The sequence below is a fragment of the Lonsdalea populi genome, assembly GCF_015999465.1.
GTDB classification, from domain to species: domain Bacteria; phylum Pseudomonadota; class Gammaproteobacteria; order Enterobacterales; family Enterobacteriaceae; genus Lonsdalea; species Lonsdalea populi.
The window spans coordinates 3382532-3408473 of sequence record NZ_CP065534.1; the positions used below are offsets into that span (position 1 = coordinate 3382532).

Below are 25942 nucleotides of genomic sequence, written 5' to 3' on the forward strand. Positions count from 1 at the left end.
TGTTCTCCTACCACCGACATTGCTGACGCAGCGGCTTCAGGGCGTCGCCCAGACCGGAGAGATCGACTTGCACCGTTCTGCCGCGATCGTCCGACAACAGCAGCTCGCGATGGCCGATCCAGCGTTTAAGCTCTTCGATGGCAGGCAGACCGCGACCAAACTCCAGCAGCATCCCGCGATTACGGACGAACCAGTTGTCCGCCGTCGGTTCGCCATCGATGCGCGCCTGAATTTGCTCTCCCGGCCACGCGTTATCCAGCTGCAAGCGCAAATGGGTAATGGCGCTGGAACAGGAGATGGTCAACGTGCCGCCCTCAACGGCGCGGCGCGTCAGCGTCTGACTGTCCGAGGCCTCGTCACGATTCAGAACAAACCCGTTACGCCCGAGATCGGCGTGAGTCGCGACGAGATCGGGCCAATTCGCCGCGTGTGCGGACGCGCCGGAAGACGGGGCCGACGTTCTGCCGATGGCGTCGTAGCAGGCCAACCGCACCTGCGGTACGGTTTCCTGACTACACTGCTGCAACAGTCGCTCCCAGTGGGGATCGGGCGCGCTCGTCGCCGACACCAGCAGCGGCAACAGGGATAAAAAACTCATCAATTCACCTCCAGCTTCTGGCACTTGTGGTCCAATGTTCGCTTGGGAATATTGAGACTTTCCGCCACCAGTAAGCGATTTCCCTGGAAATTGCGCATACGCTCGGCGATCACCGCCGCTTCATACTGCTGCGTCGCCAGACGCAAATCCCGGATATGGTTGTAGCCGTCTTGCGGCAGGTCGGAGGACGCGTTACCGAGGCGCGTTTTCAGCTCCGACGGCAACGCGTCCAGAGTGATGTCCTTTCCCGCCGGGGTATTGGCGCAGGCGACCTCCAGCAGGTTCTTGAGTTCGCGAACGTTGCCGGGGAAGTCGTAATCGATCAGATGCTTGAGAACGTTGCGCGGCAACGCGCCGAACGTTTTGCCTTCCTGACGACCAAACAGTGCGATGAAGTGTTCGCAGAGCAGCGCGATGTCATCCGGCCGTTCCCGCAGCGGAGAAACCTGGATCGCGCACTGGCAGAGGCGATGATACAGATCCTGCCGAAAGCGCCCTTCGCTGACGTACTGCTCCAGCGGCTGATGCGTCGCCGCGATGATGCGAAAGTCGGAGTGGCACTCTTTATCGCCGCCCAGCGGACGGAAGGCATGCGTTTCCAGCACGCGCAGCAGCTTGGCCTGCATGATCATCGGCATATCGCCGACCTCGTCCAAAAACAGCGTGCCGCCGTTGGCCTGCGCTACCAGCCCGTCTTTATTGCTCTGCGCGCCGGAAAACGCCCCCTTTTGATAGCCGAACAGCTCGCTTTCAATCAGGTTTTCGGGGATCGCGGCACAGTTGATGGCGATAAACGGTTTGTTGGCGCGGATCGAACACTGATGCAGCAGACGCGCCACCACGTCTTTGCCCGCGCCCGTTTCACCCTGGATCAGCACCGCCAGATGGTGACGCGCGGCCTGAGCGATCTGCTCATGCAGCCGGCGAACCGACGCCGACTGACCGATAAGCGCGGCCTCCAGCAGCTTTTCTTGCTGCCGCTGCATCGCGCCCTCGCCTTTGATCTGGCGCAGCGAGTCGCGCAGCACGGTCTGCTCGCGGCGGCTGCGGCCCAAATCCCGCAGCAGAGTAAGCTGGTGAGTGAAAATGCGCGCCAGCAGCGACAGCTCATCTTTCTCATGCCACTCCCGCAGCCTGACGCCGCTGTCGAACAGCGCCAGAACGCCGACCGACTTGCCGTTCTCACCGTTGATCGGCAAGGCATGCAGACCGCACGGCCCCCCGGCTTCCGCCAGCAGTCCGCGAAACGCAGCGTGCTCCACGCGTGCGCCGCCGTACAGAGAGTCCCAGGTTCTTACCTGATTTTTGTGCAGCACGTAAGCCAGAGGATGGCTGAAGTCGTCGACGTCCAGCGTCAACGACACCGGCTTGCCGTGAATCCATCCCTCACAGGTAAACTGCCGCCCGCTGATATCCACCAATCCCAGAAGAGCGCCGCTCGGCCGCCAGTGGTCCCGCAGGGTATCCAGCAGCCAGTCGCAGAGTTCGGCCTCGTCATGAGGCCGGGTCAGCGAAAGCGCGAATTCGAGGGCTTGCTGCATCCTCAGCCCTCCACCTCTGAAACGAACCGGCCGTCGTTCACGCTGAAGCGAATACGCGCGATCGCTTCGCCCGCGGAGATCCGTTGCAGCAGTTGCAACGACACCGGCGGCAGCAGATGACCGTCGATCACGGACTCCAGCATGCGCGCGCCGTTTTCGCTGCGGTTGGCTAACCGCAAAATCTCGACCGGCACATCGTCGTCGATCACCACTTCGGCGTCGAAGCGCGCTTTCAGCAGATTGACCAGACGCGACAGCTTGCCGTGGACGATATCGACCAGCGTGTCCTGAGCCAGCGGCAGGTAAGGAATCACTTCCATACGCGCCAGCAGCGCCGGTTTGAAAAAGCCCGCCAGTTCGGGATAGAGCGCATCCAGCAGCGCGTCCTGCTGGTCGGCGTAATCCACGATAGTCTGGAAACCCAGGTTGGAGGTCAGGAAGAAGACGACGTTCTTACAGTCGATCAGGCGGCCTTCGCCGTCCGCCAGCTCCCCTTTGTCAAAGGCCTGATAGAACAGGTTCAGCACGTCGGGATGCGCCTTCTCGACTTCGTCCAGCAGCACGACCGAGTACGGTTTCTGGCGGATGGCCTCCGTCAGAATGCCGCCCTCGCCGAAGCCGACGTAGCCCGGCGGCGAGCCGATCAGGCGGGATACGGTGTGTTTCTCCTGATATTCCGACATGTTAATGGTCGTCAGGTAGTTACGGCCGCCGAACATCAGGTCGGCGATCTGCAGCACGGTTTCGGTCTTGCCGACGCCGCTCGGGCCGACCAGCAGGAACGCCCCCAGCGGACGGCCCGGACGACGCAGATCGGCGCGGGCGGTCAGCAGATGTTTGTGCAGTTGGGCAATCGCCAGATCCTGCCCTTTGATGTTCGCCCCGAGGTGCGTCGGCAACTGAGTGACGACATCCAGTTCGCCCTGTGAAATACGGTTCAGCGGCACGCCGGTCCACTCGGCGATCACCGCGGCGACCTGCGCTTTATCCACGTGCGCGGAGACCAGAACGGCGTCCTCCTGCAAGGCGGCCAGCGCCTGTTCGCGCTCGGACAGACGCTGCGTGGCGCCCGTCAGCGACAGGGTTTCCTCGTCCAGCGTGACCTCGTCGGTCAGTTCATCGGCCAACAGCGCCGCGCGCAGCGCAATCACCTCGCCGACCAATGCCTGCTGCGCCTGCCAGTCCGTGTTCACGGCGGTAAGCTCCGCTTCATCGGCCTGCTGAGCCTCGCGCAGCAATGCCAGTCGTTCCGCGTTGTCGCCCAGACCGATTCGGGTTTGACGCTCAAGCTGAAGAATTTCCTGCTCGCGCTGGTGCAGCTGATTTTGCAAATGGCTGATGGCGCGCGGCGGCGTAGTCAGATTGATGGCGACGCGGGCGCAGGCGGTATCGAGCACGTCGATGGCTTTATCCGGCAGCTGACGGCCCGAGATATAGCGCGACGACAGCTGGGCCGCGGCATGCAACGCCGCTTCGTCGATCAGAACGCCGTGTGCCTTCTCGTAAATGCTGCGCAGGCCGCGCAGGATGACGGTGGCCTCTTCCGCGTCCGGTTCACCCACTTTGACCATTTGGAAACGGCGCGACAGCGCGGCGTCTTTCTCGACGTATTTCTTGTATTCGCTCCAGGTCGTGGCGGCGATGGTCCGCAGCTCGCCGCGCGCCAGCGCCGGTTTGATCAGGTTGGACACGTCCAGTCCGCCGGCCTGATTGCCCGCGCCGATCAACGTGTGGGCTTCATCAATGAACAGAATGATGGGCTGAGGCGAAGTTTTCACCTCCTGCATCACCCCTTTGAATCGTTTTTCGAACTCGCCTTTCACGGCGGCGCCGGCCTGCATCGCGCCCAAGTCCAGCGACAGCAGCTCGACGTTGCGCATTTTCTCCGGCACCTGATCCGCCACGATGCGCAGCGCCAGACCTTCAATCAAGGCGCTTTTACCGACGCCCGCTTCCCCCACCACGATCGGGTTGTTCTTGCGGCGGCGCGACAGGATATCGATCATCAGATCGATCTCTTTATCGCGGCACAGCACCGGGTCCAGCTTGCCCGTGCGGGCCTGCTCGGTAATGTTGTCGGTAAAGCGCGCCAGCAGCGACGCATCGCCCTGAGGCACAGCCGCTGCGCCGCCCGCGTTGCCGGCGGCCGCAGACGAGACGTCCGTTTCCGCGGAGTCTTTCACCCACTCGTCGAACTGCTGACGCAGCAGCTCACGGTTCACTTTCGCCAGAGAGCGCGTAACGGCCCCGGCAAGGTAGCGATTGGGGGTCATCAGCAGGACCAGCAGCAGCACACCGCTGCGCAGCGTGGCGTGCTGCATCTCGGCGGATGCCAGCAGCCAGCTGTCCTGCAGCCACTCAATCAGCAGCGGCGAAAACGAGGGATAGCCCTGTTCGTACTCTTTATCCACGCCGGACGGCTGCAGCAGTTGCGTCAGTTCATCCACATCCACGTCGGCGCGCTTGAGGATCTGACGGACGTCGCAAAGCGGCGTATCCAGCATTTTCAGCAGCAGGTGATCCACCCGGATTTCCGCGCCCTGACAGTTCACACACAGGGCCGCGGCCTCTTCCAGCATGTGTCGACAAATCGGATTGAGCCGTTCAACCAACACCGGCAGTTCTATTCGAATCATCGTGTGATCTCCTATCTTATTGTAATAATTCCCCCAGTTGACGAAGTACGTCCTGGGTCTGATTGCTGAGCTGATAGTGATAAAGACCGAAGATCGCCGCTAACACCATGCTGACGCATAAAAACAGCGTGAAGAGCGAAATCTGCCTGCGCATCCGGTAGCCGGAGGACTGCTGCCCCAGATCGAGATGGAAGACGGAGGGTGTCTCCGCCGGTTCCGGATGCAGAATATTGTGCAGCTTGCGGACAATACCTTCGAATTCGTCGCGGCCCTGCGTCATCACGCGGTAGCGGCCTTCGAACCCGAGACACAAGCAGAGATAAATGAACTCCAGAATGTCCCGGTAGTGGACCGGATCGGTCTGCAGTTTGCCGAGCAGGACAAAGACTTTCTCCCCGCCCCAGGTCTCATTGTGGAAACGGGTCAGCAGCGAGTGCTCCGACCACACGCTCTGGCTGCCCCAGTCACGGCTCATCACGGCCTCGTCGATATAGGTGCAGAGGATGTAGCGAAACGACAAAATCACCCCGTTTTCGTAGCCGTGCGTGATCAGCTCCTGCTCAATGGCCTGAATTTCCGACACCACTTTCTGGTACAGATCGGGCACCCGGTCATACGCCGTCAGATGACGCACGCGTTCCACCATGCCCAGCAACGGCGTGACGGCGTCAATCATGGGGTTGATGCTCTGGCCGCGCAGCCGAAACCAATAGTCTGAGTCCATATCCAGCTGTTGGGCGTGGTCGTACAGTAAGTCGCCCAGCAGCTCATTACGGATAACCTCGATCGTCATCTAGCTCTTCCCCCGGTGATTAGCTACGAATAGCCCAAAGCTGCATATCCAGATCCGGGAAGTCCCCGGCAATGTGAAACGCCAGCGTGTTGTCGCTCACCAGCATCTGCCAGGCGGCGCTCTGCCGATCCAGCTGGAAATAGCTGTAGCCGGCGTGGTACGGCAGCTGACGCGGCGCGACCGGCAGCGGCAACAGCGGCACGCCTGGCAGCTGCAGGCTGATCAGTTCGCGGATCTTGCCGCTGGACGCCACTTTGGTCTGCTGCAACAGCTGTTTGCGCAGCTGCTCCTGCGGCATTCTGGCGCGTACCGCCAGGACGAAGTCGGCGCTGGCCATCAGCTCGCTGTCGCCGACCATCGCGATCATCACGCCGTACTGGTGCTTACGCAGCTGCAGCGAGACGGCTCGCGGCGACAGCACGGTGCTCAGCGCCTGACGGAACGCCATCATCAGCGGCTCAAAGCTCGTTTGCTGGTCGTCATGGCGATAGGCGGGAAATTCCGGCGGCAGGCGGGATTCGTCCGTGAACGTCATCAGCTCGCCGCAAACCTGCACCAGCGCTTCATGCAAACGCTCAGGATGCAGCGTGCCGATCCGCGCCAGATGCGAGAGCAGCGGCTGAGTGCGGTTGAGCAACTGCAGCATCATGAATTCGGCAACGTCGGCGACGCCCTGCTGTCCCGGCGCGGCGATGCGCTGCGCCAGGCTGCGGGCGCGTTCGGCCACCAGCCCGGCGGACTCGCCGAGAAAGCGTTTAAGCGTCGGGATCGCCGAGATGCTGATGCTGCACGGCATGAAGTTCGGGTCCAGCACCAGACCGCCGTCCGGCCGTTTGTCCAGAATCTGGGCGATCGCCAGCGAGGCGTAGGCGCTGCGGTCATCGCGCTCCAGCATCAGGCGCAGGCTGATCTGCCCCACTTCCAGCGACACCACATCGCCGCCTTCGCTGTGCAGATCGCGCACGTCGTGACGGTGTGCATGCAGACGCGTCGCCACCTGCTGACCGCCGTGGTTAACCTCGCTCACGCCGCTGACGGACAGCGGGATCGCCAGATAGACTTTCTGGTTGACGACCGACGCATCGGTGATCTCCAGCGGCTGCGGCAACGCATCGTCGCTCGGAATGTTAAAGACGGTGCCGTCCGGCATGATCCCGGTGGCGGACACCAGCGCGATACGCCCGAAGTTCAGATACTCTTCGTTGATGGTCAGCGACTGCAGGCCATAGAAAAAATCGCCCATCGCGCTCAGGCGGGCATGCAGGGTGTAATCCGTATGCCTTTGCTGCTGTTGAAAATGCTGAGGTTTGATGAATAAACCTTCACGCCAAATAATCCGATTTCGGCTCGACATAGCTATTCTTCTTCTTTTTGGAGTTCGACTTCATCCAGACGCAGATGCACGAGAATCTGATAGGCCCGTCCGGTATTTTTCACTTTGATGACCTTGCGCCATTCGGCGCTGTCGGGATCGGCATAGCGAGCAACGACGCCGATATAACGGATCTTTTCATCCAGCTTGACCGGCGGCAGATACTTGAACTGTCCCGGCAGCAGGGTGTAGTCCTGGTGGTCGATGTAATTCTTGCCCAGCGATTTTTCCAAATCGGCCGTCACCTGGTCGTAGTCCGTCGCCAGCAGCCTGGAGTCCTCCGACAGCATGACGATCTGGAACTCAATCGGCGCCGCTTCCCCACTCTCGTTGGGGTTCACGTCCGGCTCGGCAAGCAGGCTGAACCCGGCGGTTGAGGGCTGGCTATCGTTGCTCCCCACCTGAATATCCGGGTTCATCGCAACGTCAGCCATCTTGCCCATTGTGGTACAGCCTGAAAGCAGCAGTAATACCCCGGAAAGCAAGAATGTCCGCAGCATCAGATTAACTCCTGTTGCTCACGGACGACGCGGTCGTAGGCCTGGGAATACACCTGCTGGAACAGCTTCTGGAATCCCTGCTGGCGTTCGGACGTCAGCTCGCGGAAGTAGTGCTGATACATAGACCAAGCCCAACCGTCATCCATCGGATTCTGCTCGCCGGAACGGCGATAATGTTCGAAGCGTTTGAGCAGAACATCCGGCGAGAACGCCTGCAAAATGCTGTCCAGCGCGGTCGCGATCGCCTGCTCGTTGGCGACGTGGTGAATACGCACGTTGCGCAGGACTTCGTCGACGGCCGCCGGCGCGGAGAGATGAACCGGGCTTTTTTCTTCGGCGAACAGCAGCGCCAGCGTGTCGTGGTAGTCCAGACTCAGGCGCAGCGGGTTGTCTTCAATCGGACGCAGATGTTTGTCCGACAGCGCCGCCTGATCGGCCTGCAGCTTCAACAGTCCTTCAATCATGGCGCGCAGCGTTTTTCCCATTTCTTCCAGGAAGTTGCTGAGATGCTGATTGTTGCCGATGTTCAACGTCTGACCGAGGCCGCGCATCAGCGGGGCCAGCGCGTTTTGATCGATGTTGTCGCCGGCTGTCAGCGAATCAAAACGGTCCTGAATAGCGGGTAGCTCGAGAAATTCCTGGTCCATGGTGCCCTCAACGGCTGAAGAAGAAGTAGATGAAACACGAGTCGTGGTGGAGAATTCGGGGGGGGTCCGCGTCTCCTGAGTCAGAAAGGCGTGTGCGCCGGTTTGCTCCTGCTGCAACGCCAGCAGCGGATCGCTGGCCGGAGACGGATAAGGCATCTGTTCGTTGTTCTCGGCGGCTTTTTCCTGCGCGAGCCAGTCATCCAGTTCATTGTCGGCGCGATTGCCGATAATCTGCGCCAGCTCCGGTTCCGCGCTGACTTTGCCCAGATACACCCGCAGCCGGAACGGCCCGACCGTCAGTTCGTCGCCCTGATCCAGAAAGACTTTTCTTGAGCGTCCAATGGGCGACGTCGCGCCGTTGATGAAGGTCTGGCCGCTGAGATCGCACAGGCAGAAGCGTCCGTCCTGGATTTCGATGCGCGCATGTTCAGGCAGCACCGCGCCCAGCCGATCTTTCAGTTTCCAACTATCCTGCTCCGAGGAGCCCAGCGTGCCGCCGCCTTGATGGAACTGGTATTGAACCTGGGAGTTGCCTTCCAGCTGCTCACTGTTCAGCACAACCAGAGAAAGTTGTTGATTGAGTTCGTTCACGATTACTCCTGCACGCAAATAGTCACATCAGGCTCGCTCGGCGGCTCGCCGAGAAAGCTGCTCCATCCCAAACGAGCGCTCTGCTCATGCCCCAGGCGAAGCCCTTTCGCTTCTCCCAAACCAAACCCCAGCCGCAAGTCCCACGCGCACTGGTCGCGCAGGATGAAAGAAACGAAGCGCACCAGCGGCTGAAAATGCTCGCCGTTAGGCAGAAACTGCAAAAACTGCGCGAAGCTCAGATTGTTGATTTTCAGCAAAAATTTGCCCGCGCAGTCGTTAACCTTGTCGCCAATGACGAAGTCGTTGCCCATCATGGAGTTGACCATTCCCAACCGATTTTGCTGATCAGCGTGAATCGGCACTTTGCGGGCCTGCCAGGCGATGACATCGACCATCTCCAGGTCGAAACAGTGCGCAACCAGTCCAGCCACCACTTCCGGCGAGCGACTCGGGCTCGCCAGCATGCCCGCGTACGACAGCATTTTGGCCCGGTTGACCGGCAGGCTTTCGCGCACGGCGTCGTTGCCCAGCCCCACCAGCGCGAACATCAGCCGCGAAAAGCCGTCTTCCCCTTCATCCTGAAAACGGACGTGGTAGCGGTATTTCCGCCAGATACGGTGCAGCAGCGTCAGCAGACGGTGGTGGAAGAAATCCAGAAACGCGCCGAGCTTCTGTTCGCCCTGCGCATACTCCCAGGCCAGATCGTCCAGATAGTAGCCGGGCATTGGGGACTGACTGCCGTGCAGGCCCATAAACGCGACTTCCAGCACATGGCCCTGCGTTTCGTCCTGCGTAATGCCTTGTATATCGCTGCTGTGGAAACCCAGGGACGCAGTGGATTTGAACCGTATGCGTTCCTGCTCGGGGCGGTAGTCCAGCCCCCGCTCCTGATCCACGCCTTCCAGCCGATTGACGAGTTCAACCAGCTGGAAAAAATTGAAGCGCGGCGCATCATCCCGAAACATCACATCATGGAGTGCTGACCTATCTGGACTGGCCATTTGTAGCGCTCCTTGTTGTCAAGGTTGATGATTTCCAATAGATGGAAGGCGTTGACACTGGCGTAAAGCGAGAAGAAATGCGCCAGTACGGTGCCGAACAGATACAGCTCGCCCTCGCTGGCAAAGGCGGACTGATACACGGACAGCACCGACTTCAGCCCACGCACCGGCATGCCGCGGATCAGCCGATCTATCGGCGTGGTTTCAATCGATTCGATCCCGGCCAGACGCTTACGAGACGCCTGCTCCGCCTGTTTGTCGTGCAATGCCGGGAAGTCATATGTCCGCAGGATCTGCACCAGCGCATCGCGACGCAGCAGCGAGACGTAGTTCAGTGACAGGTTGGAGATCAGCGTCCAGTGCAGGCTGCCGTCCAACGCGGGACGCAGCGGCCGGGTCGGCCGGATAATATTTCTGAACGTCGCGAACGACGGCGAGCTGCCGGTCGGCATGCAGACCGCGCCGACAGGCAGTTGAGACGCTTTGGAGCGATTGGTACAGGTCAGCGAGACCGATATGGATTCATCCATATCGACCGCTTCGGTTTCATCTCCGCGCACAAATGACAACGCATGTTCGAAACCGTCGCCGCTGACCGCTTCGCGCACGCGGGTGCGGTAGTACAGCGCCAGACGGCCCTTCGCACGCTCGATCTGATGCTGGAAGCTTTCAAACGGCTGATACTGACGCGGCTCGCCGCGCGTGCGGCCCATGTGCCCTTCGATCCACCCTTCGACTTTGTCCACCGAAAAAATCTCGTAGGCGTCCGCATGGCGGTAGCTGGCTTTCAGCGGGTACTCCGTCTGGCGGCCGTTGAGGTTGATCGGCTCGCTGTCATGCTGGAACAGATTGATGGCGGGCACGCAGTTCAGCATGAAGGAATCGGGACGGATTTTAAGTTCCGCCGGCAGCGGGCAGGCAAAACAGAAGTGGATTTTGAAATCTGTTACCGACAGCGGCTGGTTCGGCCAGTCGGCGCCGGAAAGCTGGAAGAACAGGAAGCTTTCTGGGAAGCAGAAAAATTCCTGCAGAATACGGTAACCGGAGTAGACGTTGCTCGGATAAGGCAGCAGTGCGTCTTCCCGCTCGAAGCCGATAGTTTTTAACGTACTGGCTTCTTGTCTGAAGAGTTTCCCATCGATTTCAAGCTCGATGTGGGAGAGCTTGCTGGAGAGCCAGAAATAGAGCTCGTAGGCGGTATAGCTGTCGCCTCCCAGATAAAAACGCAGCTTGTCCAACTGCAGTTCGTTGAGCAGCATCGGCCCATGCAGATTGAAGTCCAGGCTGATTTTGGAGAGGTCGTTACCGCTTTGTACGCTGATGTCGCGGATATCCGCAGGATACACCCAGGCGTCATGACAGGTCTGGAAATGGCATACGACGTCGTCGACTGGCTGGCTATCCAGCATACAGCCGCGGCTGATTAAGGCCGGTCGCGCAATGGCTCCAGGGATCACTGAGAACTGCATGATAGTCATGCTGGGAACCGGACGCAGATAGTTCGGCCAAAGCATGCCCAGCAGCCCGTGGGTCAATTCAGGAAATTCATCCTCAATTTTTGCCCGCAAACTTCCCGTCAGAAACGCAAAACCCTCCAGCAGCCTCTCGACGTCCGGATCGGTGGTTTGTTCTGATAGAAAACGGGTCAATTCAGGGTGGGCATCGGCAAACTGGCGTCCTTGCAGACGCAGGTAAGCTATTTCATCCCTGAAGTAGTGTTCCAGAAGCATAGTTACGCCATTCTATAATGTCGGTGACTGTCCATATGGATATTGAAGGAAGTGACCTGCTCCAACTGTTCCAACCGTACGTGAGCTGTCACCTGAAACGCCATTTCGAGCGGGCTAGATTGATAGTCGTTGGAACTGACTTCGACGTGAACAATGCGCGGTTCATACTGGCAAATGCATTGCCGTATCGCCTCACGTATCCGACCACGTATATCTGCTCCGCCCTGCGTCGCGTCATTAAAATCAATGACGCCGAGATCAGGCGCACTGCGACAACTTCCCGGACGCGTATTGAGCACCTGGTCGAGTTTGCGTTTCACCGACTCAACCAGGCACTCCAGCTCGTCCTGAGGCGAAGAACTGCGACGTTCTTCGCCCCGGATACGATCGAACAGGCTGGCGGCACTCCCTCTATCCCACGAAGAGAGAGAAGCCATCAGGGATTATTCCTTGTCCAAACGTCCCACCAACGACAGTTCAAAATTCGCCCCCATATACTTGAAATGAGGACGTACGGACATCGCGACCTGATACCAACCCGGTTCACCTTCAACATCCAGAACCTTGATCTGAGCGGCACGCAGTGGACGACGGCTACGAACATCTGCCGGCGGGTTTTCCTGATCGGCAACGTACTGTTTGATCCAGCCGTTCAGTTCACGTTCCAGATCCTGACGTTCTTTCCAGGAACCAATCTGTTCGCGCTGCAGCACTTTGATGTAGTGAGCAAGACGGTTGATAATGAACATGTATGGGAGCTGTGTGCCCAATTTGTAATTTGTTTCCGCGTCTTTCCCTTCTTTGGTGTTCGGGAACACCTTCGGTTTTTGCACCGAATTGGCAGAGAAAAATGCAGCATTATCACTGTCTTTACGCATGGTCAGAGTAATGAAGCCTTCCTCTGCCATTTCGTATTCGCGACGATCGGTGATCAGAACTTCCGTCGGGATCTTGGCCTGCAGCTGACCCATCGCTTCATAAACGTGTACCGGCAGGTCGGTGATCGCGCCGCCGCTCTGCGGACCGATGATGTTCGGGCACCAGCGATATTTCGCGAAGCTGTCCGTCAACGCCGTTCCCATCAGATAGGCCGTGTTGCCCCACAGGTAGTGATCGTGGTCAACGCTGATATCTTCTTTGTAGTTAAACCCTTTGATCGGGTTTTCTACCGGGTCGTACGGCAGACGCGCCAGGAAACGCGGTGCGGTCAGGCCCAGATAACGGGAATCTTCAGATTCGCGCAGAGAGCGCCACTTGGTGTAGGCCGGTCCTTCGAAGACGGATTTAAGATCTTTTATCGTCGGCAGTTCGGTGAAGCTGTCAACGCCGAAGAACGTCGGATCAACCGATGAAATAAACGGCGCATGGGCCATTGCACCCACCGCGCTGGTGTATTGCAACAGTTTGATATCCGGAGAACTTTGCGTGAAGGCATAGTCACCGATCACAGCGCCGATCGGCTGCCCGCCGAACTGGCCGTAACCGCTTGAGTAGACGTGCTTGTAGAAACCGGACTGGGTGATTTCAGGCGCGAATTCAAAGTCGTCCAGCAGCTCCTGCTTGGTAGCGTGAAGCATGAGAATCTTGATGTTTTCACGGAAATCGGTGCGATCGACCATCAGTTTCAGCGAACGCCAGGAGGATTCCAGCTCCTGAACTTCCTCGGCGTGCAAAATAACATCGACCTGCTTGCTGAGCTTTTTATCCAGCTCAACGATCATGCTGTCTACCAGCGCCTTGTTGACCGGCTCGCTCGTATCACCACTGTCCAGAATGTTTGAAATCAGCGCGGCGATCCCCTGCTTGGCGACGCTATAGCCTTCATCGACAGGCGTGAGTCGGGCTTGGGCCATGATTTCATCAAGCAAGGAAGGCGCGGCACTTTCGGCGCCCGCCTGGGCTTTCTCTTCTACTACTGACATGTTTGTTTCCCTTCTCGTCAATCCAACGTGTTACTCGGCAGGTTTCACCAGATCCAGCTCTTTCAGCAGCTGTTCCCGCGCATCTTCGCTGGCCAGCAGATCCTGCAGACGATGACGGAAGGCAGGGATGTTGCCAAGCGGCCCTTTCAGCGCAACCAGCGCTTCACGTAACTCCAGAAGCTTCTGCAATTCAGGGACTTGTTGAGCAATACGGTCGGGGGAGAAATCGTCTAGAGATTCGATGTTCAGCTTTACAGGCAGCTCATCCTGGCTCTCTTCTTCCAGGCGATTAGGCACACTGAAATTGAGTTCCAGTTTGGATTCTTTCATGACGGAAGAAAAATTGTTCTTATCGATCGATACGGTAGAACGCTCTTCAATCGGCGTTTCTTCAGTACGGCCTTTCATATTACCAACGACCATCAGGGTCAGCGGCAGTTCGATTTCGCTCTGCTGTCCCCCAGTTGCGGGTACATATTTGATATTGATACGTTCCTTTGGTGCAACTGATGCACCGTCAATTCCTTTTCCCATATTCGCATACCAGGTTTAGGCCCTGACTGGCCAGAAAAAACATGGTCGATTCCTTCCAGGGTACGTCCGGGGTTAATTAGAACAACACTGTTCGGATAAGAAAAATAAACTATTTTCCGCTTATCGACCGGTGATATTACCTAAGTAACTAGATATAACCAATATTACTTCCTCTCGGTATATCCATTACCAAATAGTAAAAAAGCAGTTAGCTTCGAGTTAATTGAGCGGTATAGAACTAAATACTGACGAGGAGATGATACACACACCTGTTACAGGTGGTCAATAATAATATTATTCCGTATTAATAAAATAAAAATATATATAAAATCATGCACATAAAAATAAAATTAAAATCAAAAAAGAGAATAAACCAATAAAAACCAAGTGTTTTAAACATAAGAAAAAGCCACAATAATGCAGGCCTGATTTTAATTAACCAGTTAATTATCACTCAGGTTATTATAATCACAAAACTAGTGCCAGTGAGTTACATCACATAATAATGCACACATTGGAATGCAAACAGTAGCGTTAGTCCTGTTAGTGCGGAATTTGAGGCAACGTTATTCTCTTCACCGTGGGATATCCTTCAATCACAAAAAAGACATCAGAATGAGATGAAAAAATTAGAATATTAAATTCAACAATATAGTATACGTCCGCCATCATAACTGTTATCGACTAATACCAGTTGCTTTCTCAGGCTTATTTATTCTGTCAAATACAGCCTCTCCCGCAACACCATTCACATTTCAATCACTCATTTCAAGAGAATAACAGAGAATCGATAACTCATCGAAAACCGATTATACCCTGACAATATTACTTAAGGTGGCTATAACTTCCATCTTATGAACCCCAGTTATTTTAATACCATTAAAGAACAATAAATTAGATATGCCATACAATATGCTTGCAATTTGGGATAAATAAATTTTGGGGGATGATAATCGTCCGATATAAAAATAAAATCGAGAACGGCGAAAAAATTAAACAACGAGATGACTTAGAAAGACGAATGACGAGTCCGAGCGCGTTGTTTGTATGGGGTGAAGATAAGGAGGTTGTTGGCTCTCCGGCTCCAGAATATTGAACCGATTGTGCGAGATGGGCGTTTCAGCGCTGAAATGCCTCACTTTGAAGACGGATCAATCGCCCTGACCTTTCAAGATGACGGGCTCTGGCGATCGTTAAGTCAAATTATCAGAATCATTGCCAAATTTGCGCAACTTCTTGCTCACTTTCCAGCATAAATCACTTTTTGCGCAATGTTTGCAAACGATCTGCGCATTCTGCGCAATATTTTGCTCAGGTATTGGATAGGGAAAATCCCGTATTTTAAATTCCTTTATAAAACAGTGATGTAAAAGTTGGCATAGCCATTGCAATGTCAAGCGGGCGAAAGTAAAAACCGTTCAACAACAAGGAGCATGACTATGCCAACCCCATGTTATATCAGCATTGAAGGGAAAACTCAGGGCAACATCACCGCCGGTGCCTTCACGTCCGACTCCGTCGGCAACATCTACGTGCAGGGCCACGAAGATGAAATGCTGGTGCAGGAATTTCAGCACGTGGTGACCGTCCCGACTGACCCGCAGTCCGGTCAGCCGTCCGGCCAGCGTGTGCACAAGCCGTTCAAATTCACCGTGGCGCTGAACAAAGCCGTTCCGCTGATGTACAACGCCCTGGCGTCCGGCGAAATGCTGCCGACCGTGACCCTGAAATGGTACCGCACCTCTGTCGAAGGTAAGCAGGAGCACTTCTTCTCCACCAAGCTGACCGACGCCACCATCGTGGATATCGACTGCCAGATGCCGCACTGCCAGGACCCGTCCAAACTGGACTACACCCAGCTGATCCAGGTGTCCCTGTCCTACCGAAAAATCGACTGGGAACACACCGTCGCCGGGACTTCAGGCTCCGACGACTGGCGTGCGCCGGTCGAAGCGTAATGCCGACTACCCGGGCTGCGGCCCGGGTTTTCCGTTGTGTGACGGGTGTTGCGGTGTGCGTGAACGCAGACCACAGCATCCATCAGGTAGTCGAACTACCGTCCATCATCACGGCGCAGAATGCCGCATCGCACTGTGCGGTCGCCGTGGCGACAGGGAATAAAGGAGAGGGATAACGTGGCAAGCATGACCGGGCTTCAGTTTACCGTAACGATAGGCGCACTGCCGGAGAGCACCTTCTCGGTGGTGGATTTTCAGCTGGACGAGGGGCTGAATCAGCCCTTTGCGCTGGGGCTGTCGCTGGCGAGCGCGCTGCCGGCGGTGGACTTCGGCGCGGTGCTGGACCAGCCGTGCGAGCTGCGGGTGTGGTACGACGGCGAGCTGCAGCGGCGGGTGAGCGGTATCGTCAGCGAGTTCGGTCAGGGCGACACCGGCTTTCGGCGTACGCGTTATCAGGCGGTGGTACGTCCGGCGCTGTGGCGGCTGGGCCTGCGCACCAACGCCCGCATCTTCCAGGCGCAGAAGCCGGAAGCGATTATCAGCGTCCTGTTGCAGGAAGCGGGCATTACCGACTTCGCCTTTGCGCTGCGCAACGAGCACGCCCAGCGGGAATACTGCGTGCAGTACCGGGAGAGCGACCTGGCGTTTATCGACCGGCTGGCGGCGGAGGAAGGGCTGTTCTACTTCCACGAATTCGAGGCGGGCAAACACCGGGTTGTGTTCGCGGACGACGCGGTGGCGCTGGTGAAAGGGCCGGACCTGTTCTTTAACCTTGCCAGTCAGGGGCTGTCGGAAGGCGCCTATGTGCGCCGGTTCAGCTACCGGGAAGCGGTGCGCACGGCGGAAGTGGAGCTAAAAGACTACAGCTTCAAGACCCCGGCCTACGGCCTGTCGCACAAAAAATTGGGCGACGCGCTGGAGCATCAGCGCGAAAGCTATCAGCACTACGACTACCCGGGACGTTTCAAGCAGGACCCGAGCGGCAAGGCGTTCAGCGGCCACCGGCTGGATGCGCTGCGCGCCGACGCAGTCACCGGGCAGGGCGCGTCAAACTGCGCGGCGTTGATGCCGGGCAGCGCGTTTACCCTGACGGAGCACCCGAACCCGGCGCTGAACATCGGCTGGCAGGTGGTGACCGTCAGCCACACCGGCACCCAGCCGCAGGCGCTGGAAGAGGAAGGCGGCGGCGAGCCGACCACGCTGACCAACACCTTTGGGGTGGTGAAGGCCAGCACCACGTGGCGAGCGAAAATGCCGTACCGCCCGAGGGTGGATGGTCCGCAAATCGCCACGGTCGTCGGCCCGGCGGGCGAGGAGATTTACTGCGACGAATACGGCCGGGTAAAGCTGCAGTTCCCGTGGGACCGCTACGGCGCGAGCGACGACCAGAGCTCCTGCTGGGTGCGCGTCAGTCAGGGCTGGGCGGGCGGTCAGTACGGGATGATGGCCATCCCGCGTATCGGCCATGAGGTGGTGGTGAGTTTTCTGGAGGGCGACCCGGACCAGCCTATCGTCACCGGGCGCACCTATCACGCTACCCATCCCGCGCCCTATGCGCTGCCGGCGCACAAGACCCGTATGAGCATCAAGAGTGCGACCCACAAAGGGGTCGGCTTCAACGAACTGCGCTTTGAAGACCAGGCCGGGCAGGAAGAGCTGTTCCTGCATGCCCAAAAAGACATGAATACCGTGGTGCTGAACAACCGCAGCACTTCGGTCAACGTCGATCACAGCGAGAACGTCGGGCGCGACCAGACGCAGGTGGTGCAGCGCAATCAGACGGTGTCGGTACAGGGCGATCAGGTGACGGAAATTCAGGGGCAGCAGACCATCGCCGTGACGAAAAACCGCAGCACGGTGGTGAACGAGGCCGAGACGCTGAACGTCAAGAACAACATCACCATTCAGTCGCTGGAAGGCAGCATCCAGATTGGCACCCGCAGCGGCTATATCCTCATCACTCAGGATGGCAACATCAATATCGTGGGCAAGAACATCGTACTCAACGGCACCCGCATCGATTTGAACTAAAGGACGGCAACAGCATGTATCAGATGAATGAAGGCACCCTGGCGATCCCGGCGGACTGGCGCGACGAATCTCTCCATGTTTTTGTGCTGCCGGGCGACACGGCCAATCTGGTGGTCAACCGTACGCCGATTGAGTTCGGCTTGACGCCGGAGACGGTGTATCAGCAGACGCTGGAGCAGTTCGCCGCGCACCTAAAAAATTATGAGGAGCGCGCCGCCTGGGAACTCACGTTGGATGGCGAACCGGCGCGCGCGCTGGAGTATACCTGGCGTTCGACGGAGGGGCCGATGCATCAGGTGGTGGTGATGCAGGTGCGCGGTCAACTGCTGCTGACGTTTACCGTCACGGCGGCGGGCGAACTGCGGGAAGAGCAGAAAACCGCGCTATTAGCGGTGGTGGAGAGCTTTAAAAGCGCGTCCTGAAGGGAGTCGACATGCTGAATGACATACTGAGCCGAGTGGCCCGCGTGGGGGCCATGCATGCGGGGAGTCAGCCCGCGCCGCCGGCGGAACGACCACAGCCGTGTCACGGCAAACCGCCGACCTCACCGGGCAAGACCATCAAGCACGCCAGCTTTCTGGGCGCGCTGCTGGGGGCTATCGCCGGGGCGTTGGTGGCTGCAGCGGCCTTTGCCGTAGCGGCCGCTGCGGTGACGGCGTTGGTCGCCTTGACCGGCGTTACCGGAGGGCTGGGGCTGGCGCTGGTAGTAGGAGCGGTCAAGCTGGCGGCTGGGTTCGGGCTCACCTATTTGCTCAAAGATCAGATTGCCGCGATTTCCGGCGGCGTCGCCGCGATGGTGGACAGCGTGACGCCGCCGTTTGGCCCGGTGATCACCGGCTCCGGGAATGTCTTCGTCGAGAAACTTCCGGCGTCACGTGCCGAAGTCGATACGGTCGCCTGCACCAAACACAATTCGCCGCAGCTGATAGCCCAGGGCAGCGACACGGTATATGTCAATCAGCATGCTGCGGCGCGCATCGATGATAAAACCGTGTGCGGCGGCACCCTGAAAGAGGGGGCGTCCACCGTCTATTTCGGCGCGGGACAGCAGACCCTTTTGGATATTCAGGACGAATTTAGCTGGTGGGAAAAAGCCATCCTGATTGCGGTGGAGTTTCTGGTGCCACCGAGCCGTGGCCTGTTCAAAGGGCTGGGAAGACTGTTGACCCACCCCCGAGCCGCGCTCAGGGGAATGTACGCCGGTGCCTTGATGACCGCTCGCGAGTTAAAACGTATCGCGGGGTGCGCCAGTCGCGCTTTTCGTGATAGCAAAGGCCTGGCGCGCGTCAAGGAATCGGTAAGAGCCTTCCTGAAAGACCCGGTGTATATCGCCAGCGGTGACGTGATTGAGTCGCGGCAGGATATCGCGCTGGGACAGACGCTGCCGCTGGTGTTCGAACGGACCTACCGCTCGGCTTCGTCGCATACCGGCTTGCTGGGGCACGGTTGGCACGATAGCTGGAGCGAGGTCGCCCGGGTCAGTCAGGAGGGATTGAATACCCATGTTGTCATTACGCTGGCGCAGGGCTATGACATCGACTTCACCTTTCATCAGGACATCCAGGCGGTGTTCTGCCCGCTCTACCCCGCTTTTACCCTCTACCGCCGCGGCGAAGGTTTCAGCCTGTGGCACCGGGACAGCCAGACCTGGCGCGCATTCAGCGTGGTGCGAGGTGATACGCGGTTGCTGAGTGAAATCCGCGACACGCATGACAACCACATCGCCTTGCTGCGTGACAGGCAGGGTCGCCTGCAACAGGTGCGGCACAGCGACGGCATCGATGTGCGGCTGGTGTGGCAGGGCGAGTTCGTGCATCAGCTTATCCGCACCGACGGCGCCCAGCACACCGAGCTGGCGTTGTATCGTCAGGACGAACTGGGCCGCCTGATGGAGGCGGACGCCACCCAGCTGTACCACCTCTACTACGAATACGATGCGGCCAATCGGCTGACGCGCTGGGACGACCACGACCAGACCTGGGCGCGTTACGAGTATGACGAGCAGGGCCGCTGCGTCTTCACCACCTGCGCCGATGGCTTTCTGACCGGACGCTTCGAATATTACCCCAACCGCGTCATCATGACCGACGGTCAGGGGCATCGCAGCGAATACGGTTTTAACGACCTGTCGCTGATGAGCTATCAGCGCTCGCCGCTCGGCCATGAGACCCGCTACGAGTATGACCAGCACGGCAACCTGCTGCGGGAAATTTCGCCGCAGGGCCGCGTCACCGCCTTCACCTATCTGGAGCAGACCGGCCTGGTCAGCACCTTCACCGACGGCGGTGGCCAGGTGTGGGCCTACGACTACGACGCGCAGGAACGGTTGTGCGGCGTGACGGACCCGTTGGGCCGCACCTGGGCGTGGGAATACGATGCGGCGGGCGACCCGGTGCAGCTGACCGGGCCTGACGCCAGCGAAGTACACTTCACGTGGAACCGCTACGGGCTGCTGACCCAGGTTAGCGACCGGGCGGGCGAGGTGCAGGCGCGGTTGCAGTATGACCATCGCCAGCGCCTGCTGAGCGCCACGGACGCGGAAGGCCGTAGGCAGCACCTGCGCTACGACCCGCAGGACCGGGTGGTGCAGTGGCTGCGCCCGGACGGCGCGGCGTATCAGTTTGGCTACCGGCGCGCCAGCTGGCGTCTGCCGGAGCAGCTGTTGCGCCCGGATGCACGCGAGGAGCAGCATCAGTACGACCGCCATAAAAACTTGCTGAGCTATATCGACGGCAACGGGGCGATGTGGCGTCAGAGCTACGGCGCGTTCGACCTGCTGCGCTCGCGCACCGATGCACAGGGCCGGACCTGGCGCTACGACTACGACCCGGAGACGCAGCAGCTGACATCGGTCACCGCGCCGGACGGCAGCCGCTGGCAGTGGTGGCTGGATGCGGATGGGCGAGTCATCCGCGAACAGGATATGGCCGGCACGGTCACCCACTACGGTTATGACGAAGACGGCCACTGCATCGAGGTGCGCAACGGCGAAGGCGAACGGCGCACTTTTCAGTACGACGGCCGCGGTTTGCTGATACAGGAAACCTCGCCGGAAGAGACGGTGCACTATCGCTACGATGCGGTGGGACGGCTGACCGAGGTGACGTCGTCGGTCAGCCACGTGCAGCTGGAATACGACCTGCGCGACCGGGTGGTGCGCGAGTGGCAGAACGGCACGGAGGTGCGAAGAGCCTACGACGAACACAGCGTGACGCGCACCCTGCTGTGGTCGGAAGAGGAAAAGGAAGACGGGCTGACCAGCACCTTCCGCTACAGCCGGACCGGTGAACTGAAGCAGGTGGTACTGCCGGACGGCGCGGAGCTGACGATAAACCACGACGCCGCCGGGCGCGAGAGCGAACGCCGGGGCGGGCGCTTCCTGCAGACGCGCGAGTACGACGCGATGGGGTGGCTGACGCGCGAGATGAGCGGTCAGGCGCACGACGGACGCCTCCAGGCACAGCAGACGCGGGAGTACCGCTACGACGGCGCGGGCAACGTGACGGGCGTGCGTACCAATCGCGACAGCGAAGGGTATCGGCTGGACAAGACCGGGCGAGTGCTGTCGGTCCTGACCGGCGGCGCGGGCAGGACGCCGACCGCCGAGACCGACTACCACTATACCCGCACCGGCCTGCCGCAGGAGAAAGGACGGCTGACCGAGTGGGAAGCAGGAAGGCTGGTACAGCTCGACGACACCTATTACACCTATGACCGGGCGGGGCGTCTGGTGCGCCGACAGCAGGTAAAACCGGGATTCCGGGCGCAGGTGTGGCACTACCGCTGGGACAGCCGCAACCAGCTGCGGGCGGTGGACACGCCGAGCGGCGAGACCTGGTACTACCGCTACGACCCGTTCGGGCGTCGGGTCAGCAAACGCTGCGCCGAGCGTGGCGAAGAGGTGCGCTACCTGTGGGACGGCGACCAGATAGCGGAAGTGCGACACTATCGACAAGGACAACAGACGTCGCGGCGACACTGGGTCTACAACGGCTGGGAGCTGGTGGTGCAGCAGCGGTACACCGCCGCGGGCGGTTGGGAAACGGATTTTGTGAGCAGCGCGCAAAACGGCGAGCCGCAGGCGCTGTACGATAGCGAAGGCGCACTGCGCTGGCAGGCGCCGAAAGCGACGCTGTGGGGCCAGCGAGCGGTCGCGGAAACGGAGAGCGCAGACCCGGGACTGGCGTTCGCCGGGCAGCTCCGTGACAGCGAAAGCGGCCTGTGCTATAACCGATTTCGGTACTACGACCCGGCCGGCGGCGGGTATATCTCGCCGGACCCGATAGGGATAGCGGGGGGTGAAGGTAATTACGGGTATGTTCATAATCCATTAAATTGGGTTGATCCGTTTGGGTTGGCGAATTGTCCGGCTGGTAACAAACCCGCCAAAGCATATTCTACTGCCTATGAAATGAAGCTATCTAAAAATTCTTATCCTGGTGTCTCAAGAGGTAGGCACTTCCAAGAAGCAAACGAGTCATTATTGAATGCCATGAGGTCGGATAAAGGTTTTGCAAAAAATATGAGAGAGTTAGGAGTTAATCTTGAACGTACGCCTACGGGGTTAGCACCGAGAACACCGCCCGAAAATTGGACTTGGCATCATGACATTAATGAAGGTGTTATGCGATTAGTTCCGCGTACTCAGCATACGCCAGGAAGTCAGTACTGGCAGGCATTACATCCTGATGGCTATGGTGGATATGCAGTATGGGGAAAATGAGATGACACTATGTGAGATTATAAATCAGATTAATAGTTTCGATCATGATGAGACAATTTATGTAAAACAACCGTGGAGGCCAGATTCTGAAGCTATTGTTGCAGCAGAACCTATGGATGGAAAAATTCCAGATGAAGCTGCAAAAATAAATGCGGAATATTTTTTAGAAATATTCCTTGCTAAAGAATTTTTAGAAGGTTGGCTATCGAACTTAAATAATAATCCATCGTGGCAAGAACAATGTTTCCGGCTGATAGAATACGCTGAAACTGATGCATAATCTATTAAAACAGGCCGGAAGTGATCCCCCCATGCTTCCGGCTTTATATTATTCAGCGGCACAGCTCAGTGCATTAACCATCCCGGCCTTCAATCCATTAACCAACTGTTTTATCTTATAAAGCTGTTGTTGCAGTTGCTGCACCTCATCACTGTCGGGTATCAGCACAATACAGCCGTCGGTGATCCGCACGGTGACGTTCACGCCGGTTTCAAATCCCGCTTCTCTCAGCCACTTGCCGGAAAGGGTAAGGGCGGGTGTGGAGGTATTGCCGTTTTGCGGGCGGTATCCCACAACGCAGCGGCGCTCGGTTTTGGAAATGGGGGTGTCTGGCGTAGAATGCGCGTTAGCCATAGTCAACTCCTGGTTAGTTGGTTGTGGTTAGCGGCGTTGGTGTGTTAGCGCACATCCTCGCCGCGCTAAAAACGGTTACTCTCTCTTCTTCGCAGCCTGCCGTGCTAAATCCCAGCGGCGAGCCTGATACTTGATAATCAATCCTTCCAGTACTTCGCGGACAACGTTCTGCTCTTCTTCCGGTAACTGACTGACTGCCTCAAACTGTAGCGACAGTTCGTCGGCTGGCACACGCTCATGTTCATCAAACAACAAAAAATCCGTGCTGACGTTCAATGAGGTGGCAATCTTCTTGAGCACATCAAGGGAGGGCTGGGCCAATCCGGTCTCGTACTTCTTCCAACTGTTGGCGTGGATACCGATAGCATCCGCCATTGCCTGTTGTGACAGGCTGCGTTGCTTGCGCAGGGTGATAAGACGTTCAGACAAGGGCATAGCGAAGCACCAGTAAACCGAGTTGCTCATGATTTTACCCCCTCCTTTAATCCCTGCTTGACTGTGGTACATATATGTGTGCCATAATAAAACACATAAATGGTCTTGACAAGGTTTTGGAAGGGACAGTTATATGGCACGCATCGCAGAATCCGAGTTGCAACACCTGAAAGCCGCGGTCTCGTTAGTGGCGATAGCGGAGCAGCAGGGGCGCAAACTGGTCAAGCGCGGCAAGGACTACGTGACGCTGTGTCCGTTCCATCAGGAGAAAACCCCTTCTATGGTTATCTCGCCAGACAAGAATCTGTATCACTGCTTCGGCTGCAACGCGGGCGGCTCGGTGCTGGACTGGGTGATGAAAACGGAGGGGGTAAGCCTGCCGCACGCGGTCGACAAGCTGCGGCGTGAGCTGGGCAGCGTGCCAGCTGCTGAGACGTTGCCACCGGTGGCGGATATTGCCGATGAACAGGAAAGACAGTCACTGCTGGGTCGTGTGGTTGAGTTCTATCACCACACGCTGCTGAATGCGCCGGAGGCGGTGGCGTATCTGGAGAAACGCGGCCTGAATCATCCCGAGTTAGTGACACAGTTCCGCTTAGGGTTCGCCAATCGCACGCTGGCCTACCGTCTGCCACCGAAGAAACTCAAAGACGGCGCGGCCATCCGGGGTCAGTTGCAGGCGCTGGGGATAATGCGCTCATCCGGCCATGAACATCTGGCCGGGTCGCTCGTGGTTCCGGTTATCGATATGAACGGTCAGGTGCGTGAACTGTACGGGCGCAAGGTCAGCACTGAGTTACGTAAAGGCACGCTGCTGCATCTTTATCTGCCGGGGCCACACGGCGGTGTGTGGAACGAGCAGACGTTCGTGGCGGGTAAAACGGTCATCCTGTGCGAATCGTTAATCGATGCGATGTCGTTCTGGGTGGCGGGGTATCGCAACGTGACGGCGGCGTATGGGGTGAATGGCGTTACCGATGAGATGCGGCAAGCCTTTATCCGGCATGGCGTAAAACAGGTGCTGATAGCGTTCGATAACGACGCGGCAGGCGATGAGGGTGCGGTGAAACTGGCTTCTGCGTTAGTCGCTGATGGCATAACACCGTTCCGCGTGGTGTTCCCAGCCGGGATGGATGCCAATGAATACCTGCGTAAAGTCTCGGAGCCAGAGCAGGCGTTCCGTGCTGCGGTAGAAGGCGCAATGGCGATGGGGGAGGCGGTCAGTGCTGAACCTGAATCCGTGCCACAACGGAAAGCCGCGCCACAGCCTGAAAAAACGTCTCAACCTGCCACCTCTTTAGCTGCCGGGGTTGTGGCTGAGGTGTTGCCAAACGGTGAGCTGGAGATAGCGTTATCCGGCCAGCAGTGGCGGCTGCGCGGTGTGACGCAGATAAAGCCGGGCAGCGGCGTGATGAAGGTGAATGCGCAACTGCTGGATACGCAAAGCGGTGCGGTGTTCGCCGATGGCGTGGAGTTGATGAGCGCCCGCAGCCGTGCCGGGTATGCGCGGATGGCGGCGACCGAGCTGGGGTTGGGTGAGTCGGAAGTGAAGCGCTCACTGGGGCGGGTGCTGCTGGCGCTGGAAAGCCATCTGAATCAGCCTGCGGTGGAGAGCGTTGCGCCGGAGGTCAGTGACGAGGCCAAAGCGGAAGCGCTGGCGCTGCTGCAATCTCCTGAGCTGATAACGCGTATCGGTAACGACCTTGCCGCCTGTGGTGTGGTGGGTGAATCGACCAACCTTATCGCGGGCTATCTGGCGGCGGTATCGCGCAAGCTGGAGAAGCCGTTAGCGGTGCTAATCCAGTCGTCGAGCGCAGCCGGAAAATCCTCGCTGATGGACGCGGTGCTGAACCTGATACCGCCGGAAGAGCGCTTGCAGTACAGCGCCATGACGGGACAAAGCCTGTTCTATCTGGGCGAGAGCAACCTGCAACACAAAATCCTCGCCATCGCGGAAGAAGAAGGCGTGCGGCAGGCGGCGTATGCGCTGAAGCTGTTGCAGAGTGACGGGGAACTGACCATCGCCAGCACCGGCAAGGACGAGGCAACGGGCAATCTGGTGACGAAACAATACACGGTGAAAGGCCCGGTAATGCTGATGCTGACCACAACCGCCAGCGCTGTTATGATGTGCAGGTTGCAGACAAGGAGCGTCATGGCGTGGCGGTAGCGTGCCTGCGGCGGAATGTGCGCTTCGGGAAGTGCGTGTTAACGGTATGTTAACAATGCAAAATCCCTCGGCTAAAAAGCCAATCATCTCAGTAGGTTGAATGCGTCAAAAAGTATGACGTGTATC

20 protein-coding genes and 1 pseudogene are annotated in these 25942 nt (G+C 58.1%); 7 read left to right on the forward strand and 14 right to left on the reverse strand.

All coding sequences use genetic code 11. From position 1 onward, the window contains the following. Nucleotides 1-7: 7 nt before the first annotated feature. From vasI to tssB, 12 genes are read right to left on the reverse strand one after another with little or no spacing between them, the layout of a single operon-like run. Nucleotides 8-598 carry a type VI secretion system-associated protein VasI gene (gene vasI, locus I6N93_RS14935; RefSeq protein ID WP_085689338.1) on the reverse strand — a complete coding sequence of 197 codons (591 nt, stop codon included), beginning with the start codon at nt 596-598 and terminating at the stop codon, nt 8-10. Further along, entirely contained in the window at nt 598-2139 is a 1542-nt protein-coding gene (locus tag I6N93_RS14940; protein WP_085689335.1) for a sigma-54 interaction domain-containing protein, read from the reverse strand. Before I6N93_RS14940 ends, vasI begins: the two co-directional genes overlap by 1 nt. Before the next feature lie 2 nt (nt 2140-2141). Beyond that, nucleotides 2142-4775 (reverse strand): type VI secretion system ATPase TssH, encoded by a 2634-nt coding sequence (tssH, locus tag I6N93_RS14945; RefSeq protein WP_085689332.1) that lies wholly within the window; start codon nt 4773-4775, stop codon nt 2142-2144. 16 nt (nt 4776-4791) lie between these two features. Continuing rightward, nucleotides 4792-5568 carry a type IVB secretion system protein IcmH/DotU gene (gene icmH, locus I6N93_RS14950; protein WP_085689329.1) on the reverse strand — a complete coding sequence of 259 codons (777 nt, stop codon included), beginning with the start codon at nt 5566-5568 and terminating at the stop codon, nt 4792-4794. A 19-nt stretch (nt 5569-5587) separates the two neighbouring features. Beyond that, nucleotides 5588-6922 (reverse strand): type VI secretion system baseplate subunit TssK, encoded by a 1335-nt coding sequence (gene tssK / locus I6N93_RS14955; protein ID WP_085689326.1) that lies wholly within the window; start codon nt 6920-6922, stop codon nt 5588-5590. A gap of 2 nt (nt 6923-6924) precedes the next feature. Then, the gene (tssJ, locus tag I6N93_RS14960) at nt 6925-7440 is read right to left on the reverse strand and encodes a type VI secretion system lipoprotein TssJ (RefSeq protein WP_085689324.1); all 516 of its coding nucleotides are present in this window, start codon (nt 7438-7440) and stop codon (nt 6925-6927) included. After that, a complete protein-coding gene (gene tagH / locus I6N93_RS14965) occupies nt 7440-8678 on the reverse strand; it encodes a type VI secretion system-associated FHA domain protein TagH (RefSeq protein ID WP_085689321.1) in 1239 nt (412 codons plus the stop codon). Before tagH ends, tssJ begins: the two co-directional genes overlap by 1 nt. Nucleotides 8679-8680: 2 nt before the next feature. Further along, nucleotides 8681-9679, reverse strand: coding sequence for a type VI secretion system baseplate subunit TssG (tssG, locus tag I6N93_RS14970; protein ID WP_085689369.1), 999 nt, complete (start codon nt 9677-9679; stop codon nt 8681-8683). Next, complete coding sequence (gene tssF / locus I6N93_RS14975) at nt 9643-11409, reverse strand: type VI secretion system baseplate subunit TssF (protein ID WP_085689318.1); 1767 nt, start codon at nt 11407-11409, stop codon at nt 9643-9645. Before tssF ends, tssG begins: the two co-directional genes overlap by 37 nt. A gap of 2 nt (nt 11410-11411) precedes the next feature. After that, nucleotides 11412-11846, reverse strand: coding sequence for a type VI secretion system baseplate subunit TssE (gene tssE, locus I6N93_RS14980; protein WP_085689315.1), 435 nt, complete (start codon nt 11844-11846; stop codon nt 11412-11414). Nucleotides 11847-11852: 6 nt separating this feature from the next. Beyond that, a complete protein-coding gene (tssC, locus tag I6N93_RS14985) occupies nt 11853-13331 on the reverse strand; it encodes a type VI secretion system contractile sheath large subunit (protein ID WP_085689312.1) in 1479 nt (492 codons plus the stop codon). A 30-nt stretch (nt 13332-13361) separates the two neighbouring features. Next, on the reverse strand, nt 13362-13865 hold the full coding sequence (tssB, locus tag I6N93_RS14990) for a type VI secretion system contractile sheath small subunit (protein WP_085689309.1): 504 nt from the start codon (nt 13863-13865) through the stop codon (nt 13362-13364). A gap of 1439 nt (nt 13866-15304) precedes the next feature. On the opposite strand from tssB, the gene I6N93_RS14995 reads away from it, so the two are divergent. Genes I6N93_RS14995 through I6N93_RS15020 form a run of 6 tightly spaced genes read left to right on the forward strand, consistent with a single transcriptional unit; the run spans nt 15305 to nt 22857 of the window. Then, the gene (locus I6N93_RS14995) at nt 15305-15823 is read left to right on the forward strand and encodes an Hcp family type VI secretion system effector (protein ID WP_026739303.1); all 519 of its coding nucleotides are present in this window, start codon (nt 15305-15307) and stop codon (nt 15821-15823) included. Continuing rightward, a complete protein-coding gene (locus tag I6N93_RS15000; protein WP_167459592.1) occupies nt 15823-15999 on the forward strand; it encodes a hypothetical protein in 177 nt (58 codons plus the stop codon). The genes I6N93_RS14995 and I6N93_RS15000 overlap by 1 nt, the downstream gene beginning before the upstream one ends. 1 nt (nt 16000) lies before the next feature. After that, nucleotides 16001-17854, forward strand: a complete 1854-nt coding sequence (gene tssI, locus I6N93_RS15005; protein ID WP_085689303.1) for a type VI secretion system Vgr family protein — start codon at nt 16001-16003, stop codon at nt 17852-17854. A gap of 14 nt (nt 17855-17868) precedes the next feature. Continuing rightward, on the forward strand, nt 17869-18276 hold the full coding sequence (locus I6N93_RS15010) for a DUF1795 domain-containing protein (RefSeq protein ID WP_026741246.1): 408 nt from the start codon (nt 17869-17871) through the stop codon (nt 18274-18276). 11 nt (nt 18277-18287) lie between these two features. Then, a complete protein-coding gene (locus I6N93_RS15015) occupies nt 18288-22577 on the forward strand; it encodes an RHS repeat-associated core domain-containing protein (RefSeq protein ID WP_197669171.1) in 4290 nt (1429 codons plus the stop codon). After that, a complete protein-coding gene (locus tag I6N93_RS15020; RefSeq protein ID WP_139829957.1) occupies nt 22543-22857 on the forward strand; it encodes a hypothetical protein in 315 nt (104 codons plus the stop codon). The genes I6N93_RS15015 and I6N93_RS15020 overlap by 35 nt, the downstream gene beginning before the upstream one ends. Before the next feature lie 48 nt (nt 22858-22905). Here I6N93_RS15020 and I6N93_RS15025 read toward each other — a convergent pair whose 3' ends face one another. Both I6N93_RS15025 and I6N93_RS15030 read right to left on the reverse strand, forming a co-directional pair. Then, on the reverse strand, nt 22906-23211 hold the full coding sequence (locus I6N93_RS15025; RefSeq protein WP_085690266.1) for a SymE family type I addiction module toxin: 306 nt from the start codon (nt 23209-23211) through the stop codon (nt 22906-22908). Between the two features lie 75 nt (nt 23212-23286). Next, nucleotides 23287-23646 carry a helix-turn-helix domain-containing protein gene (locus I6N93_RS15030; protein ID WP_309251040.1) on the reverse strand — a complete coding sequence of 120 codons (360 nt, stop codon included), beginning with the start codon at nt 23644-23646 and terminating at the stop codon, nt 23287-23289. 133 nt (nt 23647-23779) lie between these two features. On the opposite strand from I6N93_RS15030, the pseudogene I6N93_RS15035 reads away from it, so the two are divergent. Next, nucleotides 23780-25762 (forward strand): annotated as a pseudogene (locus I6N93_RS15035) (CHC2 zinc finger domain-containing protein); the annotation flags it as partial. Between the last annotated feature and the right edge of the window lie 180 nt (nt 25763-25942).

Coding starts and splice junctions, on each gene's coding strand:
- vasI (WP_085689338.1), bottom strand. CDS start 598: ATGAGTTTTTTATCCCTGTTGCCGCTGCTGGTGTCGGCGACGAGCGCG.
- I6N93_RS14940 (WP_085689335.1), bottom strand. CDS start 2,139: ATGCAGCAAGCCCTCGAATTCGCGCTTTCGCTGACCCGGCCTCATGAC.
- tssH (WP_085689332.1), bottom strand. CDS start 4,775: ATGATTCGAATAGAACTGCCGGTGTTGGTTGAACGGCTCAATCCGATT.
- icmH (WP_085689329.1), bottom strand. CDS start 5,568: ATGACGATCGAGGTTATCCGTAATGAGCTGCTGGGCGACTTACTGTAC.
- tssK (WP_085689326.1), bottom strand. CDS start 6,922: ATGTCGAGCCGAAATCGGATTATTTGGCGTGAAGGTTTATTCATCAAA.
- tssJ (WP_085689324.1), bottom strand. CDS start 7,440: ATGCTGCGGACATTCTTGCTTTCCGGGGTATTACTGCTGCTTTCAGGC.
- tssG (WP_085689369.1), bottom strand. CDS start 9,679: ATGGCCAGTCCAGATAGGTCAGCACTCCATGATGTGATGTTTCGGGAT.
- tssF (WP_085689318.1), bottom strand. CDS start 11,409: ATGCTTCTGGAACACTACTTCAGGGATGAAATAGCTTACCTGCGTCTG.
- tssE (WP_085689315.1), bottom strand. CDS start 11,846: ATGGCTTCTCTCTCTTCGTGGGATAGAGGGAGTGCCGCCAGCCTGTTC.
- tssC (WP_085689312.1), bottom strand. CDS start 13,331: ATGTCAGTAGTAGAAGAGAAAGCCCAGGCGGGCGCCGAAAGTGCCGCG.
- tssB (WP_085689309.1), bottom strand. CDS start 13,865: ATGGGAAAAGGAATTGACGGTGCATCAGTTGCACCAAAGGAACGTATC.
- I6N93_RS14995 (WP_026739303.1), top strand. CDS start 15,305: ATGCCAACCCCATGTTATATCAGCATTGAAGGGAAAACTCAGGGCAAC.
- I6N93_RS15000 (WP_167459592.1), top strand. CDS start 15,823: ATGCCGACTACCCGGGCTGCGGCCCGGGTTTTCCGTTGTGTGACGGGT.
- I6N93_RS15010 (WP_026741246.1), top strand. CDS start 17,869: ATGTATCAGATGAATGAAGGCACCCTGGCGATCCCGGCGGACTGGCGC.
- I6N93_RS15015 (WP_197669171.1), top strand. CDS start 18,288: ATGCTGAATGACATACTGAGCCGAGTGGCCCGCGTGGGGGCCATGCAT.
- I6N93_RS15020 (WP_139829957.1), top strand. CDS start 22,543: ATGGCTATGGTGGATATGCAGTATGGGGAAAATGAGATGACACTATGT.
- I6N93_RS15025 (WP_085690266.1), bottom strand. CDS start 23,211: ATGGCTAACGCGCATTCTACGCCAGACACCCCCATTTCCAAAACCGAG.
- I6N93_RS15030 (WP_309251040.1), bottom strand. CDS start 23,646: ATGCCCTTGTCTGAACGTCTTATCACCCTGCGCAAGCAACGCAGCCTG.